This is a genomic window from Sphingomonas sp. GlSt437, from assembly GCF_048015635.2.
Taxonomy (GTDB): Bacteria; Pseudomonadota; Alphaproteobacteria; order Sphingomonadales; family Sphingomonadaceae; genus Sphingomonas.
This window is the reverse complement of the sequence record NZ_JBPGYA010000001.1, coordinates 215122-230663: the sequence shown is the minus strand read 5'-3', so window position 1 is coordinate 230663 and position 15542 is coordinate 215122. Positions and strand designations below refer to the sequence as shown.

Below are 15542 nucleotides of genomic sequence, written 5' to 3'. Positions count from 1 at the left end.
GATCTAGCGACGACAGCTCAAGCCTCCTCCAGCGCCACCGCGTTCACGATGTGCGGCTGGGTATATTCGTTGAGTGCATCCGGCCCCAGTTCGCCGCCAAGCCCCGATTGCTTGGCGCCGCGGAACGGGATGTTGGGGTCGATCGCCAGATATTGGTTGACCCACACCGTGCCGCTGTCGATCCGCCGCGCCACCTCGATCGCGCGCTCGACATCCTTGCCCCACACCGTGCCGCCGAGACCCAGATCGCTGTCATTGGCGCGATCGATCACCTCGTCGAGGTCGCTGTATTTCAGCACAGGCAGCACCGGGCCGAACTGCTCTTCCTGCACCAGCCGCGCATCCTCGGGCAGGTCGCGAACGATGGTCGGCGGGATGAAATAGCCGGGCCGGTCGAGCGGCTCGCCGCCGGCGATCACGGTGCCGTGCTGCTTGGCGTCCTCGATCAGCTCCTTCACCCGCTCATATTGCTTCTTGTTCTGGATGGGGCCGATCGTCGTGCCTTGCTTCGATCCGTCATCGACCACGGCCTCCCCGGCGAGCCGGGCGAGCTCGTCGCAGAAGGGATCGTAGATTGCTTCTGGCACATAAGCGCGCTTGATCGCGACGCACACCTGGCCCGCATTGGCCATTGCGCCGCCATAGACTTTCCGCGCCGCTTTCACCGGATCGACATCGTCGAGCACGATCGCGGCGTCGTTGCCGCCCAGCTCGAGCGTCACGCGCTTCACGCCGTCGGCGGCCGAGGCCATCACTTTCTTGCCGGTCGCGGTCGATCCGGTGAAGGCGATTTTGGCGACATCGGGATGGTTGGTCAGGACATGGCCGAGGTCATTCTCGTCGCAGATGATGTTGAACACGCCGGGCGGCAGGATTTCGGCGGCGATTTCACCGAACAGCAGCCCGGTGAGCGGCGTCGTCGGCGCGGGCTTGGCGACTACGGTGTTGCCGGCAACGAGTGCGGGGCCGAGCTTGTTCATCAGCATCAACACCGGGAAATTCCACGGCGTGATCGTGGCGACGACGCCGAGCGGGGTGCGATGCTCGAAAATCTTCGAGCTGCCCTTTTCGCGGTAAACCTTCTCCTCCACGCGCATCCCGGCAAAGGTCTTGAGCGTGTAGATACAGCCCATCATCTCGATCGCGGCTTGCTGCAGCGGCTTGCCTTGTTCGGCGGTGAGCAGGCTGGCGAACTCGCCCTGGCGCGCGCCGATCGCATCGGCAAGCTGGCTCACCAGCGCGGCGCGCTCGTCCTGCGACTTGGCCGCCCAGGCGGGGAACGCGGCCTTGGCAGCGGCGACGGCGCGGTTGACGGTTGCCTCATCCGCCTTGGGGCAGCGGGCGAGCACCTCGCCGGTCGCGGGGTTGATAACGTCAAAGCTTGACGCGCCGGCATCGGCCTTGCCGTCGATCAGCATCGAATAAGTGCGTTCCATTGATCCTGCTCCCGAGTTCGGGCCGCGCGAAGGGCGCTGCCGGGGTGATTCCCCTTGCGCGCGAACAAAGCGCGGATGGGGGTTGGGATCAAGGGTGGGTCGGCTTCCCCCGCGACTTTTCGACCCTTGCTCCCGAACGGGGAAAGGGTTTCGCAGCCCTAGTTTACGCGTCATCGGATGCTTAGTCTGGGCTGGATGAAGGGTTAAATCAACGCTGTCCGTTGCGGTAACCCTCACCAAGCTTCGCCGGCCGGCAAGCTGCGTTATCCGTTCGAGATCGGTCATGCCCCCGGCATGAATTGAATAGTGCTGGGCACTGTTTACTTCGAACTTCCACAAGGAAGAGGAATAAGTGCGTCCGGCCGCCCATATTCAACTCAGCCGATCGATCGCCTCAAGCGTCAGCCCGCCTGGCACGATCATCAGCGGGATGCCGAGCCCGCCCGCATCGCCCGCGAAGTGGCTGACCAAGGGCCCCGGCGCGCCGGTCGCGGCGGCCGCCAGCACCAGCGCGGCGATGTCGGGGTTGCGCGCGACCACGTCGCGGATCGCCTTGCGCGGGTCGCCCTCGAGCACCGTGATCGTCGGCTTCAGGCCCGATTCGGCAAGCAAGGTGCCGGCGGCCGCGGCGCACAGCCCCTCGGCGCGCTGGCGGGCTTCTGCCTCGATCGTCGCCTGCACGCCGCCCCAGGGGACGAAATCGGCGGTCGGCAGCAGCGTGAGGATCTCGACGCCGCCGCCCGTCTTCACCGCGCGCCGCGCGGCGAAGCGCAGCGCCACTTCGGCTTCGGGCGTTTCGTCCATCACCACCAGATAGACCCGCATCGGTCCGGCCTTTCCCGCTCTCCCTGCGAGACAGGTGGCCCGCTGCATACCAATGCGCAAGGGGGAAACCCCGCCCCGCTCTTGACCGGGCGAGCGGGGAGGGCAAAGGAAGCGGTCACTCCTCCCCCGGACTCGAAGGACAAGGATTTCATGCCGATCGAGATCAAGATGCCCGCGCTTTCCCCGACGATGGAGGAAGGCACGCTGGCCAAGTGGCTCGTCAAGGCTGGGGACAGCGTGAAGTCGGGCGACCTGCTCGCCGAGATCGAGACCGACAAGGCGACGATGGAATTCGAAGCGGTCGATGAGGGGACGATCGGCGACATTCTGGTCGCCGAGGGGACCGACAATGTGAAGGTCGGGACGGTGATTGCGACGTTGGTTGGTGAGGGTGAGGACGCCGGGGCGCCGCCAGCGGCGAAGGCCGCGCCTGCGCCTGCTCCCGCGCCGGCGCCAGCGCCGACGCCGGCGCCGCCACCTGCTGTTGCGCCGACTTCCGCCCCAGCACCCGCGCCGGCCCCAGCTCGCGCGGCGGATGGCGATCGCATCAAAGCCAGCCCGCTTGCCCGCCGCATCGCTGCCGAGCGTGGCGTCGATCTTGCGTCGGTGGCGGGCACTGGCCCCAATGGCCGCATCGTCAAGGCGGACGTGGCCGGCGCCAGCACGACCGCAGCCGCGCCCGCGCAGGCAGCCGCTCCGGCGGTGCAGGCCGCGCCATCAGCGCCCGCACCCGCGCCCGCCGCGCCCTCCGCAGCTCATGTCGCCTGGGACGAAACCATCCCGCACACGGTCGAAAAGCTGAGCAACATGCGCAAGACGATCGCGCGCCGCCTGACCGAGGCGAAGCAATCGATCCCGCACATCTACCTGACGCTCGACATCCGCCTCGATGCACTGCTCAAACTGCGCGGCGACATCAACGAGGCACTCAAGCCACGCGGCGTGAAGGTCTCGGTCAACGATCTGCTGATCAAGGCGCTCGGCGTCACGCTGCAGCTTTACCCCAAGTGCAACGTCACCTTCCTGGGTGACCAGCTCGTCACCTATTCGCGGTCGGACGTCGCGGTGGCGGTGTCGATCCCCAATGGCCTGATCACCCCGATCATCAAGGACGCCGCCAACAAGAGCATCGCCGCGATCGCGACCGAGATGAAGGACCTCGCCGCCCGCGCCAAGGAAGGCAAGCTGCAGCCGGCCGAATATCAGGGCGGCACCGCGTCCATCTCGAACATGGGCATGTTCGGCATCAAGCAGTTCGAAGCAGTGATCAACCCGCCGCAGTCGATGATCCTCGCGGTCGGCGCCGGCGAGCCGCGCCCGCACGTGATTGACGGCGTGCTCGGTATCGCGACGATGATGTCGGTGACCGGCAGCTTCGACCATCGCGCGATCGATGGGGCGGAAGGCGCAGCGATGATGAAGGGGCTGAAGGAGCTGGTCGAAGCCCCGCTCGGCCTGCTGGCCTGATCCGGCGCGCATGCTCGGCCGGCGTGCCTGGTGGGAAATCTTCCATGTCGCGCTCGGCGTCGGCGCGGCGGCGCTGATCGCCAGCCTGGTCGCCTGGGCCTATCCGCTGGCGCAGCGTGACGTGTGGATCGTCGCGATCGTCGGCATGGTGACGACGACGGTGATGAGCGTGCCGCAAATCCGCCGCGCCATGGCGGCTGACCGCGCCGAGCAGGGCGGCCCGCGATGAGCGAGGCAGTGCCCGAAGGCGCGCCGGCGATCCGCGCGACGGCGATGGCGGCGGATGCCAACCCCTATGGCACGATCTTCGTCGGCTGGCTGATGGGGCAGATGGCGCTGGCGGCGGGATCGCTCGCGTCGCGCCATTGCCGCGGCCGCGCGCCGGTGGTCGGCGCCGACGGCTTCGCTTTTGCCGCCCCGGTGCTGGTGGGGGACGAGGTAAGCTTCTACGCGACGTTGGTGTCGCAGGGGCGCAGTTCGATGACCATCGCCGTCGATGTCTGGCGGCGCGAACGCCATGGCGAAGGTATTGAGCGCGCGGCGAGCGGTAGCTTCACCCTGGTCGCGATGGGCGATGATGGGCGGCCGCGGTCGATTGGGGAGGCGGATCGTGACGGGCCGGTCGTGAAATGACCGAATGGATTGATCGTCTTTACGCTGGGCGATTTTTGGCTGTCTTCGTTGCCTGTGCAGCAACTGTAATGCTCGCCATTGCCAAGGTTTTTGTGTCGCCAGCATTCCCACCGCCGTCATTCACCGCAGTATTTTTCGTCCCTCTTGTGGTTCTGTATTTTGTCGGTGTTCCCGCATTTTTAGGGATCACGCTCATCATGATCCCGACCCAGACGCTCGTCAAAACCAGGAGCGTAGCGATCCGATCTTTTGCGGTCATGGTTGCCAACTGCTTGTTCGTTGACGGCCTCTGGGCTGTCGGCGTTCTGCCTGGAGAGTATTACGGCGCTCTAAGCGCGAAGGACGGCGTTCGTTATCTTGCAGTCGCTGCCATCGCCGCGGGCATTTGGCTCTTGAGCGATTACCTTTTCCGGAGACCGGTTGATGCCTGAAACCTACGACCTCATCGTCCTCGGCTCGGGCCCCGGCGGCTATGTTGCGGCGATCCGCGCGGCGCAGCTGGGGCTCAAGACCGCGATCGTCGAGCGGGAGCTCTTGGGCGGCATTTGCCTCAACTGGGGATGCATCCCGACCAAAGCGTTGCTGCGCTCGGCGGAAATCTATCACTATATGCAGCACGCCAAGGATTACGGCCTTGTCGCGGACAAGATCAGCGCTGATATCGATGCGGTGGTCAAGCGCTCGCGCGGGGTGGCGAAGCAGCTCAATCAGGGCGTCACCCACCTGATGAATAAGAACAAGATCGCGGTGTTCATGGGCGAGGGCAAGCTGACCGCGCCGGGCGCGCTGACGGTGACCGACAAGGATGGCAAGGCGACCGAGCTTGCCGCGAAGAACATCATCGTGGCGACCGGCGCCCGCGCGCGCGACCTGCCCGGCACGCCGGCGGACGGCAAACGGGTGTGGACCTATCGTCACGCGATGGTGCCGCCGGAGATGCCGTCGAAATTGCTGGTGATCGGCTCGGGCGCGATCGGGATCGAGTTTGCCAGCTTCTACAATGACATGGGCGCTGAGGTGACCGTCGTCGAGATGATGGACCGGATCGTGCCGGTCGAGGATGCCGACGTGTCCGCGTTCCTGGAGAAGGCGCTGAAGAAGCAGGGGATGACGATCCTGACCGGGGCGGGCGTGTCCGACATCAAAGTGGGCGCCAACGGCATCACCGCGACGCTGAACGACAAGGACGGCAAGACCAGCGCCGCCGAATTCAGCCACCTGATCGTCGCGATCGGCATCGTCCCCAACACCGAGAATATCGGCCTGAAGGAGCTCGGCGTCGCGATGGACGAGCGCGGCTTCGTCAAGGCCGACGCGATGTGCCGCACCAACGTGCCCGGCCTCTGGGCGATCGGCGACATCACCGCGCCGCCGTGGCTGGCGCACAAGGCAAGCCATGAGGGCGTGATCGCGGCCGAAGCGATCGCCGGTGGCCACCCGCACGCCATGGACCCGCACAACATCCCCGGCTGCACTTATTGCCACCCGCAAGTCGCCTCGGTCGGGCTGACCGAAGCCAAGGCGCGGGAAGCGGGCTATGAGGTGAAAGTCGGCACTTTCCCCTTCATCGGCAACGGCAAGGCAATCGCGCTGGGCGAGGCGGAAGGCTTTGTGAAGACGGTGTTCGACGCCAAGACTGGCGAACTGCTCGGCGCGCACATGGTCGGCGCCGAGGTGACCGAACTGATCCAGGGCTACACCATCGGCAAGACGGGCGAACTGACCGATGCGGAATTCATGGAAAGCGTGTTCCCCCACCCGACGCTCAGCGAGATGATGCATGAAAGCGTGCTGGGCGCTTATGGGCGCGCGTTGCATATATGAAGGTGATCATCGGCGCGGCAGCGTTGTTATTGATTGGCGCGACCGACGCCAAGCCGGTCGATTATGCCGGGGACGCCGTCGCGCTCGACCGGCTGATCACCGAGAATTATGCCTATGAGGATCATTGGCCCGGTGGCGTGCTGCCCGATTCACCCGTTCTCGCGCATGAACGCGCGGCGGCGCACGATGATGACAGCCTGCTCCATTATGCCGAGGACCGGATCGCGTCGCTGGCGGATCATCACGCCATCACCGGCGCGTCGTTCAAGGACAGTTGGGCGATTGTTCCGACCTATGCCGACCTCTGGGTCACCCGACACGGCAACCACTATGCGATCGAGGCCGTCAAACCAGGTAGCCCTGCGGCAACATCAGGCATATCGGTGGGCGATCAGTTGGTCGCGGTGGGCGATGTGCCGACTGCCGAGGCCGTTGCCACGTTCTGGAGCGCTCTGGGGCTAGCGGTCACCGATGAACGCGCCGATTATGCCGCGCGGGTGCTGGCGGCGGGGCGCCGGGATCGGCCACGCGACCTGACGATTGCCCATGCCGGCAAGATCGTCCGGCTGACGTTGCCGACGCTCTACTCGCTCAAGCAGGACAAGCCGCCGATCAGCGTGATGCGCGAGGGAGGCGGCTCGGTTCGCATCCTGATCAACAATGCGCTGGGTGACCAGGCGACGATCAAGGCGTTCGACGCCGCGATGGCGTCGCTGCCCGCCGATGCGCCCATCATCATCGACCTGACCGACACCCCCTCCGGCGGCAATACCAGCGTCGCCCGGGCGATGATGGCCTGGTTCGTGGACAAGCCGACCGCTTATCAGGTGCATCAATTGCCTGCAGAGGAGCGCGAGACGGGCATTGTCCGCCAGTGGATCGAACAGGTGCTGCCGCGTGCCGGTAAATATCACGCGGCAAAACCCGTTGTCCGTGTCGGGCGCTGGACGGGGAGCATGGGGGAGGGGCTTGCCATCGGTTTTGCCGCCATCGGCGCTCGCGTCGAAGGCACGACGATGGCGCAGTTGAAGGGTGCGGTCTATGACTTTCCCTTGCCGTCGAGCGGCCTGGTCGTGAAATTTCCGGCAGAACGCCTTTATACTGTCGCGGGTCAGCCGCGCGAAGCCTACCAACCGGCACAGACCGGATCACCAAGGGGAAATTGATGAAACGCTTGTCCATCGCCGCCGCCGTAACCGGCTTGCTGGCGCTTGCGGCACCCGCTGCCGCCGATACCGTCGTCATCACCGCCGACCATATGGTCGACGTTGTCGCGGGGAAGACGGTCGACAAGCCGGTTATCGTCATCACCGATGGGCGGATCAGCGCGGTGGGGGCGCAGGGGACGGTGGCGGTGCCGGCGGATGCCCGGCACATCGATTTGCCGGGCCAGACGATCCTGCCCGGTTTGATCGACATGCATGTCCATCTGAACGGCGATCCGACGATCGGCGGGTTTCGCGGGCTCGGCTATACCGACAGCTTCTGGCAGGCGGTCGGCGTGCATAATGCCCGCGCGATGCTGGAGGCGGGGTTTACCGCCGTGCGCAATGTCGGCTCGCCCGATTATGACGATGTCGGCCTGAAGCAGGCGGTCGAGGGCGGCTATATCGCCGGGCCGCGCATCGTGCCGGCGACCTATGCGCTGGGCGCGACCGGTGGGCATTGCGACGGCACCGAAGGCTTGCCGCCGAGCTTCTCGACCGTGGCCACGCCGTCGGTCGCTGACAGCCCGGAAGGCTATCGCAAGCTGGTGCGCACCGTCCACAAATATGGCGCCGAAGTGATCAAGATCTGCGCGACGGGCGGCGTGCTCTCCAAGAGCGACGTCGCCGGCGCGCAGCAGATGAGCTTTGACGAGATCAAGGCAGTGACCGACGAAGCGCATATGCTGGGCTTGCGCGTCGCCGCACACGCGCACGGCACCAACGGCATCAACGATGCGATCCGCGCCGGCGTCGACACGATCGAGCATGCCAGCCTCGCCGACACCGAGAGCTTCGCGCTTGCCAAGCAAAAAGGCGCGTGGTTCTCGATGGATATCTATGACGACGATTACATCCTGAGCGAAGGCGCCAAGAACGGCCTGTTCGAGGAAAGCCTGGCCAAGGAACGCGCGATCGGCCGCAAGCAGCGCGAAACCTTCCGCGATGCCTATAAGGCTGGCGTCAAGATGATCTTCGGCACCGATAATGGCGGCGTCTTCCCCGCCGGCCAGAACGCCAAGCAATTCGCGACGATGGTGCAATGGGGGATGACGCCGCTGGACGCGATCCGCGCGGCAACGCGCAATGCGGCGGAAGCGCTCAACCGCACGCGCGATGTCGGCACGATCGAGGTCGGGCGCTATGGCGATATCGTCGCGGTGGCGGGCGACCCGCTCAGCGATGTCCGGCTGCTCGAACATCCGAGCGCCGTCATCAAGGGCGGCGAGCGCGTTCGATAATGGGGAGGGCGGCCCGGCGGGGTAACCGCCGGGCGCCGACGTCAGGCGGCCTGTTCGTCGAAAGGCGATGCCGTGGGCAGCACGCTCACGCTGGGCGCGGGCTGAGTCGGCGTCGCAACCAGCGTCGCCTGGACCTGCGGCGCGCCATGCTTCAGGCGGCCATCGATCGCCGCGCCATTCTCGATCGCGATCGTTTCATACTCGACATCGCCGGTAATCCGCGCCGCGCGCTCAACGACGAGATTGTTGACCGACACCTTGCCTTCGATCGCGCCGGCGAGCCGCGCCGATTGCGCGCGGACATTGCCGGTGATTCGGCTTTCCGAACCCTGCACCAGATTGCCGCAATGCACATCGCCGTCGACACGGCCATCGATGTGGAGATCGGCCGTCGCGCTGACGTTGCCGGTGATCGTAACATCCTGCCCGATCACGGAAAACATGCCGCGCTTGGCGGTCGATTGCGCGGGCGGCGGCGGCAGCGGCGTGCTCGACGTTTCGCGATTGCCGCGCGAACTGGAATTGAACATCCTCGAAACTCCCCGAATCCGAAGCTGAAAAGCCCGACATGTTTAGCATGCCGCGGCGCTGCGGCGCAGCGTAATCCTACGCGGTTCGTCGCGTTCCGTCGTACCAGAAGGGGATGGCTTTAATCGTGCGCGGTGATCAGCGAACGCGTGACCATGGCGGTCGCGACGAGCATGGGCACCGCCGCGAGGGCAGCGAGCAGATCGGCGCCGGTCAGATAGCCGAGCATCGCCAGGCACGAGCCGAGCTGCACCAGCACGACCAGCATCGTCGTGTTCCGCGCCGGCGCTGCCAGGGCTAGCAACAGCGCCAGGATATCAGCGGCGAAGAAATAGCGCTCGTGCATGCGCGGCAGCAGCCCGGCGGTGAGCAGCGGGGCGAGCAGCGCGGCGTTGAGCAGCTGCGTCTGGCTGAAGCGCACGGCGTGCTGCCGCATCCAGACGAGATAAGCGAGGCTCGCCGCACAAGCCGCCGCAATCGCCAGCGTGAAGAAGCCGGAAGCGGAGCCGATCGCCAGCTCGGCGATCGTCCAGATATTGGGCGCGTTCAGGAAAATGCCGTCGAGATCGCGCGCTTGGCGCAGATAGATCGTCGCGAGGTCCGATCCCGGCCAGCCGATTGTCCAGGCGGGTAGCATCGCGGCGATGAAGGCGGCCGGCGCGGGCCACCAGCGCCACAAGGGCTTGCGCCAGGCAAGCAGCATCGCGAGGAAGAAGGGTGCGCACAGGATCGCCTGCAGCTTGATCGACAAGGCGAAGCCGAACCAGGCCAGCATGGCGCCCGGTCGCCGCGTCGCCGCTGCGCCCGCCGCCATCACGATCGGCGCGACGTAAAGCGCATCGCACTGGCCGAGCAGTGCGGCGTTGAGGATCGCGCTCGGCAGGGCGACCACTGCCAGCGCGCCGATCGCGCCGTTGCCCGTGCCGAGCCGCTTCAGCGTCACTCCCATCGCGAGCGCGAGCAGCGCGTTGCCGACCAGCGAGACCGATTTGATCACCGCCGCATCGCTCAGCACCAGCTTCAGCGGGCTCAACAACGCGAGCAGATAGAGATAGGGCGGGGTGTAATTGCCGAACGGCTTGGCGAAGGCGGCAATCGGCCCGGCCGCCCAGATATGGTCGAGCCATGGGCCGTAATAATAGCCGACATCCTTGGTGATGATCGGCAGCACCAGCGCGTAGAACAGCGCGACCAGCACGCCGATTCTGGCAATCTGGGCGCGCGGCACGGAGGCGACGAGCGGGTTGCCGGACAGCGGAGCGGGGGATGCCAACATCGTGGCGCCGGCTTAGCCAGGCTTGGTTAGGGCCGGGTAAAGATTTGCGGCGTGGCGCGCTCGGCCGGGGCTGCACAGACCATTGACCGCACAATCGGCCATCGCTATAGGCGCGCTCGCTCGACCGGACCCAGGTCCGTGCCGGGCATGCTTGAACATTGCTGGACGTAATGAGGGACCGGAGGCGAGAGAGTCTCGTCGCTTGGTCCTTTTGGCGTTTCCCTCGACATGTGATGGCGCCAGCAAAGTAACCGCCGGTCCCGATGGCCCGGCAATGAAAGGTGAAGGGCTTCATGCCGACGATCAACCAGCTGGTCCGCAAGGGCCGCGACCCGCAGAAGGCCAAGAGCAAGGTCCCTGCCATGGAGCAGAACCCGCAGAAGCGCGGCGTCTGCACGCGTGTTTATACGACGACCCCGAAAAAGCCGAACTCGGCGCTGCGCAAGGTGGCCAAGGTCCGCCTGACCAACAGCCGCGAAGTGATCAGCTATATTCCGGGCGAAGGTCACAACCTGCAGGAGCACTCGGTGGTGCTGATCCGCGGCGGCCGCGTGCGCGACTTGCCCGGCGTGCGCTACCATGTGCTGCGCGGCGTGCTCGACACCCAGGGTGTCAAGGACCGCAAGCAGTCCCGCTCCAAATACGGCGCCAAGCGTCCGAAGTAAGCCGGGCCGGTTATCCGCGCCCCCTGATGGCTGAAGTGTAGAAGGAAGAACCAATGTCTCGTCGTCGTCGTCCCGAAAAGCGGGAAATTCTGCCGGACCCCAAGTTCGGTGATGTGGTGCTGTCGAAGTTCATGAACAGCGTGATGCTGGACGGTAAGAAGGCCGTCGCCGAGGGCATCGTCTATGGTGCGCTCGAAACCGTCGAGACCCGCGCCAAGAAGGATCCGCTGGGCGTGTTCCACGAAGCGCTCGCCAATGTGAAGCCGGGCATCGAGGTCCGCAGCCGCCGCGTCGGTGGTGCGACTTATCAGGTGCCGGTCGAGGTTCGCCCGGAGCGCGCGCAGGCGCTGGCGATCCGCTGGCTGATTTCGGCGGCGCGCAACCGCAGCGAGCACACCATGGCCGCGCGCCTGTCGGGCGAGCTGATGGATGCCGCCAACAATCGTGGCAACGCGGTCAAGAAGCGTGAAGACACGCACCGCATGGCCGAAGCCAACCGCGCCTTCTCGCATTATCGCTGGTAACAGCGGTCGCTCTGGCAACACCGTTGGTAAGCGATTATATAGGACGCGAAAGGCACGGTCATGGCGACGGTACAGCGCGACAATTTCGATATCGAAGAACAGCGCGTTCGTATTTTGCGCTCGATCGAGGAAGCCGAAAAGTTCACCGCTGAACAGAAGAAGCTGATGGCCGAACAGGCTAAGCTTCGGAAGGACACCGGTCTCGCGCCTTGGGCGATCGTTGTTCAAAGCCTGATTGCCGGGGCTGCCCTCATGGGTGCGGCGCTGGCTCTCTTGAAATACCTTGCCGGCTGAACCTCAGCCTTTTTTCGATATAGTTGAAGGAATACGTCATGGCCCGCAGCCATCCGCTCGAACGCTACCGCAATATCGGCATCATGGCGCACATCGACGCCGGCAAGACGACGACGACCGAGCGCATCCTCTATTACACCGGCAAGTCCTACAAGATCGGCGAAGTGCATGAAGGCACCGCGACGATGGACTGGATGGAGCAGGAGCAGGAGCGCGGCATCACCATCACGTCCGCCGCAACGACGTGCTTCTGGCGCGGCGATGACGGCCAGGGCGAAGAGCACCGCATCAACATCATCGATACGCCAGGCCACGTCGACTTCACCATTGAAGTCGAGCGTTCGCTGCGCGTGCTCGACGGCGCAGTGGCGTGCTTTGACGGCGTCGCTGGCGTTGAGCCGCAGTCGGAAACGGTGTGGCGCCAGGCCGAGAAATACAATGTGCCGCGGATGTGCTTCGTCAACAAGCTCGACCGCATGGGCGCGAATTTCGAGCGGTGCGTGGAGATGATCAAGGATCGTCTCGGCGCGCGCCCGCTCGTCCTGTATCTGCCGATCGGCATCGAGGGCGGCTTCAAGGGCCTGGTCGATCTGGTCAACAACCGCGCGATCATCTGGCTCGAAGAATCGCTGGGCGCGAAGTTCGAATATCAGGATATCCCCGCCGAGCTGAAGGACGCGGCGGAAGCCGCACGCCACGAGCTCATCGAAGCTGCCGTCGAGCAGGATGATGAGGCGATGGAGAAGTTCTTCGAAGGCGAGGAGCCCGATGCCGCGACGCTGAAGCGCCTGATCCGCAAGGGCACGCTCAACTTCTCGTTCGTGCCGGTGCTGTGCGGCTCGGCGTTCAAGAACAAGGGCGTTCAGCCGCTGCTCGACGCGGTGATCGACTATCTGCCGAGCCCGCTCGACATTCCCGACGTGCAGGGCGTGAAGCTCGACGGCACGACCGAGGATTCGCGTCCGGCCGACGACAAGGCGCCGTTCTCGGCGCTGGCGTTCAAGATCATGAACGACCCGTTCGTGGGTACGCTCACCTTCGCGCGCATCTATTCGGGCACGCTTGCCAAGGGCACGTATCTGAACTCGGTGAAGGACAAGAAGGAAAAAATCGGCCGCATGCTGCTGATGCATGCGAACAGCCGTGAGGACATCGATGAGGCACATGCCGGCGACATCGTCGCGCTGGCGGGGCTGAAGGAAACCACCACCGGGGACACGCTGTGCGACGCCGCGCTGCCGATCATCCTCGAGCGGATGGAATTCCCCGATCCCGTCATCGAACTGTCGGTCGAACCCAAGACCAAGGCCGACCAGGAAAAGATGGGCATCGCGCTCAACCGCCTGGCCGCTGAGGACCCCTCGTTCCGTGTCTCGACCGATCATGAATCGGGCCAGACGATCATCAAGGGCATGGGCGAGCTTCACCTCGAAATCCTGGTCGACCGCATGAAGCGCGAGTTCAAGGTCGAGGCGAATGTCGGCGCGCCGCAAGTCGCGTATCGCGAATATCTCGCGAAGCCGGTCGAGCTTGTCTACACGCACAAGAAGCAGTCGGGTGGTTCGGGCCAGTTCGGCGAAGTCAAGGTGCAGGTGAAGCCGGGCGAGCGTGGCACGGGCTTCCAGTTCTTCGACGAGATCAAGGGCGGCAATATTCCGCGCGAATATATCCCCTCGGTCGAGAAGGGCATGCGCGAAACGGCGGAAACCGGATCGCTGATCGGCTTCCCGATCGTCGATTTCGAAGTCCACCTGATCGACGGCAAGTATCACGATGTCGACTCGTCGGCGCTGGCGTTCGAAATCACCGGTCGCGGCGCGATGCGGGAAGCGGCGCAGAAGGCCGGCATCAAGATTCTCGAGCCGATCATGACCGTCGAGGTCGTGACGCCCGAGGATTATCTGGGCGACGTCATCGGCGACTTGAACAGCCGCCGCGGCCAGATCCAGGGCACCGACACGCGCGGCAACGCGCAGGCGGTGAAGGCGCTGGTGCCGCTCGCCAACATGTTCGGCTATGTGAACCAGCTGCGCTCGTTCACCCAGGGCCGCGCCCAGTACACGATGCAGTTCTCGCATTATGACGAAGTGCCGGCGAACGTGGCGGAGGACGTGAAGGCGAAGCTCGCCTGAGACGCACGGCGCTGAGGCATCTCGGCGCCGAGACGACGAAAGGCCGGCCGGCCTCGGGCCCAGCCCGAGGTCCGACGACGGCGGATTTGTCCGCCGTCGGCCTGCTCGAAAGCGGGACCCCGGATCAAGTCCGGGGTGACGCAGAAGGGAAGGGGCTGGCGTAACCCGAAACCAGTCGCTATGGGGCCGCTTTCGCGCGAGTCCCGCAGCGGATTTCAAGTGATTTGACCAGAAGGTAGGAAAAAATGGCGAAGGCAAAATTCGAGCGGACTAAGCCGCACCTGAACATCGGCACGATCGGTCACGTCGACCACGGCAAGACGTCGCTGACGGCCGCGATCACGAAGGTCCTGGCCGAGACGGGCGGCGCGACGTTCGTCGACTACGCCAACATCGACAAGGCGCCGGAAGAGCGCGAGCGCGGCATCACCATCTCGACCGCGCACGTCGAGTATGAGACCGAAGCGCGCCACTATGCGCACGTCGATTGCCCCGGCCACGCCGACTATGTGAAGAACATGATCACCGGTGCCGCCCAGATGGACGGCGCGATCCTGGTCGTGTCGGCGACCGACGGCCCGATGCCGCAGACCCGCGAGCACATCCTGCTCGCCCGCCAGGTCGGCGTGCCGGCGATGGTCGTGTTCATGAACAAGGTCGACCTGGTCGATGACGAGGAAATCCTCGAGCTCGTCGAGCTCGAAGTCCGCGAGCTGCTGAGCAGCTACGACTTCCCGGGCGACGATATTCCGATCATCAAGGGTTCGGCGGTCAAGGCGCTTGACGGCAGCGATCCCAAGATCGGCCACGACGCCGTGCTCGAACTGATGCGCGCGGTCGACGATTACATTCCGCAGCCCGAGCGTCCGCTCGACAAACCGTTCATGATGCCGATCGAAGACGTGTTCTCGATCTCGGGTCGCGGCACCGTCGTAACCGGCCGTGTCGAAACCGGCATCATCAAGGTCGGCGAGGAAGTCGAGATCGTCGGCATCACCGATACCCGCAAGACCACGGTCACGGGCGTCGAGATGTTCCGCAAGCTGCTCGATCAGGGCCAGGCGGGCGACAATGTCGGCGCGCTGCTGCGCGGCGTCGGTCGTGAGGAAGTCGAGCGCGGCCAGGTTCTGGCCAAGCCCGGCTCGATTACGCCGCACACCGAGTTCAAGTCGGAAGTCTATGTGCTGTCGAAGGATGAAGGCGGCCGCCACACGCCGTTCTTCGCCAACTATCGTCCGCAGTTCTACTTCCGCACGACCGACGTGACCGGCACCGTCGAGCTGCCTGAGGGCACCGAGATGGTCATGCCCGGCGACAACGTCGCGCTCGGCGTCAAGCTGATCGCGCCGATCGCTATGGACGTCGGCCAGCGCTTCACCATTCGCGAAGGTGGTCGTACCGTCGGCGCGGGGGTTGTCAGCTCGATCTCGAAGTAATATAGGCGCGCTTCCGCCCGATTCCCCGGGGCATTGAACCGGGGGCTCGGGCGGTT

At 64.9% G+C, this 15542-nt stretch carries 16 protein-coding genes; 12 read left to right on the top strand and 4 right to left on the bottom strand.

Annotation, left to right across the window (positions count from 1 at the left end):
- Positions 1-17 precede the first annotated feature (17 nt).
- A complete protein-coding gene (locus ACLB0R_RS01195) occupies positions 18-1436 on the bottom strand; it encodes an aldehyde dehydrogenase family protein (RefSeq protein WP_416641423.1) in 1419 nt (472 codons plus the stop codon).
- Between the two features lie 372 nt (positions 1437-1808).
- Positions 1809-2261 (bottom strand): universal stress protein, encoded by a 453-nt coding sequence (locus ACLB0R_RS01190; RefSeq protein ID WP_416641422.1) that lies wholly within the window; start codon positions 2259-2261, stop codon positions 1809-1811.
- A gap of 150 nt (positions 2262-2411) precedes the next feature.
- On the opposite strand from ACLB0R_RS01190, the gene ACLB0R_RS01185 reads away from it, so the two are divergent.
- From ACLB0R_RS01185 to ACLB0R_RS01155, 7 genes are read left to right on the top strand one after another with little or no spacing between them, the layout of a single operon-like run.
- Positions 2412-3728, top strand: coding sequence for a pyruvate dehydrogenase complex dihydrolipoamide acetyltransferase (locus ACLB0R_RS01185; protein WP_416641420.1), 1317 nt, complete (start codon positions 2412-2414; stop codon positions 3726-3728).
- Between the two features lie 10 nt (positions 3729-3738).
- Positions 3739-3957 (top strand): hypothetical protein, encoded by a 219-nt coding sequence (locus tag ACLB0R_RS01180; protein ID WP_416641418.1) that lies wholly within the window; start codon positions 3739-3741, stop codon positions 3955-3957.
- On the top strand, positions 3954-4361 hold the full coding sequence (locus tag ACLB0R_RS01175) for an acyl-CoA thioesterase (protein WP_416641417.1): 408 nt from the start codon (positions 3954-3956) through the stop codon (positions 4359-4361). The genes ACLB0R_RS01180 and ACLB0R_RS01175 overlap by 4 nt, the downstream gene beginning before the upstream one ends.
- Positions 4358-4792 carry a hypothetical protein gene (locus ACLB0R_RS01170; RefSeq protein ID WP_416641415.1) on the top strand — a complete coding sequence of 145 codons (435 nt, stop codon included), beginning with the start codon at positions 4358-4360 and terminating at the stop codon, positions 4790-4792. The genes ACLB0R_RS01175 and ACLB0R_RS01170 overlap by 4 nt, the downstream gene beginning before the upstream one ends.
- A complete protein-coding gene (lpdA, locus tag ACLB0R_RS01165) occupies positions 4785-6185 on the top strand; it encodes a dihydrolipoyl dehydrogenase (RefSeq protein ID WP_416641413.1) in 1401 nt (466 codons plus the stop codon). Before ACLB0R_RS01170 ends, lpdA begins: the two co-directional genes overlap by 8 nt.
- Complete coding sequence (locus tag ACLB0R_RS01160; protein ID WP_416641411.1) at positions 6182-7351, top strand: S41 family peptidase; 1170 nt, start codon at positions 6182-6184, stop codon at positions 7349-7351. Before lpdA ends, ACLB0R_RS01160 begins: the two co-directional genes overlap by 4 nt.
- A complete protein-coding gene (locus tag ACLB0R_RS01155) occupies positions 7351-8631 on the top strand; it encodes a metal-dependent hydrolase family protein (RefSeq protein WP_416641409.1) in 1281 nt (426 codons plus the stop codon). Before ACLB0R_RS01160 ends, ACLB0R_RS01155 begins: the two co-directional genes overlap by 1 nt.
- Before the next feature lie 41 nt (positions 8632-8672).
- On the opposite strand, the gene ACLB0R_RS01150 is transcribed toward ACLB0R_RS01155, so the two are convergent.
- Both ACLB0R_RS01150 and ACLB0R_RS01145 read right to left on the bottom strand, forming a co-directional pair.
- Positions 8673-9161, bottom strand: coding sequence for a bactofilin family protein (locus tag ACLB0R_RS01150; RefSeq protein ID WP_416641408.1), 489 nt, complete (start codon positions 9159-9161; stop codon positions 8673-8675).
- Positions 9162-9280: 119 nt separating this feature from the next.
- Complete coding sequence (locus ACLB0R_RS01145) at positions 9281-10435, bottom strand: hypothetical protein (RefSeq protein ID WP_416641406.1); 1155 nt, start codon at positions 10433-10435, stop codon at positions 9281-9283.
- A gap of 293 nt (positions 10436-10728) precedes the next feature.
- Here ACLB0R_RS01145 and rpsL point away from each other — a divergent pair, with 293 nt between their 5' ends.
- The 5 genes from rpsL to tuf all read left to right on the top strand — a co-directional run bounded on the left by rpsL (position 10729) and on the right by tuf (position 15486).
- A complete protein-coding gene (rpsL, locus tag ACLB0R_RS01140; protein WP_022687071.1) occupies positions 10729-11100 on the top strand; it encodes a 30S ribosomal protein S12 in 372 nt (123 codons plus the stop codon).
- A 53-nt stretch (positions 11101-11153) separates the two neighbouring features.
- Positions 11154-11624, top strand: a complete 471-nt coding sequence (gene rpsG, locus ACLB0R_RS01135; protein WP_416641404.1) for a 30S ribosomal protein S7 — start codon at positions 11154-11156, stop codon at positions 11622-11624.
- Between the two features lie 60 nt (positions 11625-11684).
- Complete coding sequence (locus ACLB0R_RS01130; protein WP_416641403.1) at positions 11685-11918, top strand: hypothetical protein; 234 nt, start codon at positions 11685-11687, stop codon at positions 11916-11918.
- A 38-nt stretch (positions 11919-11956) separates the two neighbouring features.
- Positions 11957-14050, top strand: a complete 2094-nt coding sequence (gene fusA, locus ACLB0R_RS01125) for an elongation factor G (RefSeq protein WP_416641402.1) — start codon at positions 11957-11959, stop codon at positions 14048-14050.
- 245 nt (positions 14051-14295) lie between these two features.
- Positions 14296-15486 carry an elongation factor Tu gene (gene tuf / locus ACLB0R_RS01120; RefSeq protein ID WP_416641400.1) on the top strand — a complete coding sequence of 397 codons (1191 nt, stop codon included), beginning with the start codon at positions 14296-14298 and terminating at the stop codon, positions 15484-15486.
- The last annotated feature ends 56 nt before the right edge of the window (positions 15487-15542 follow it).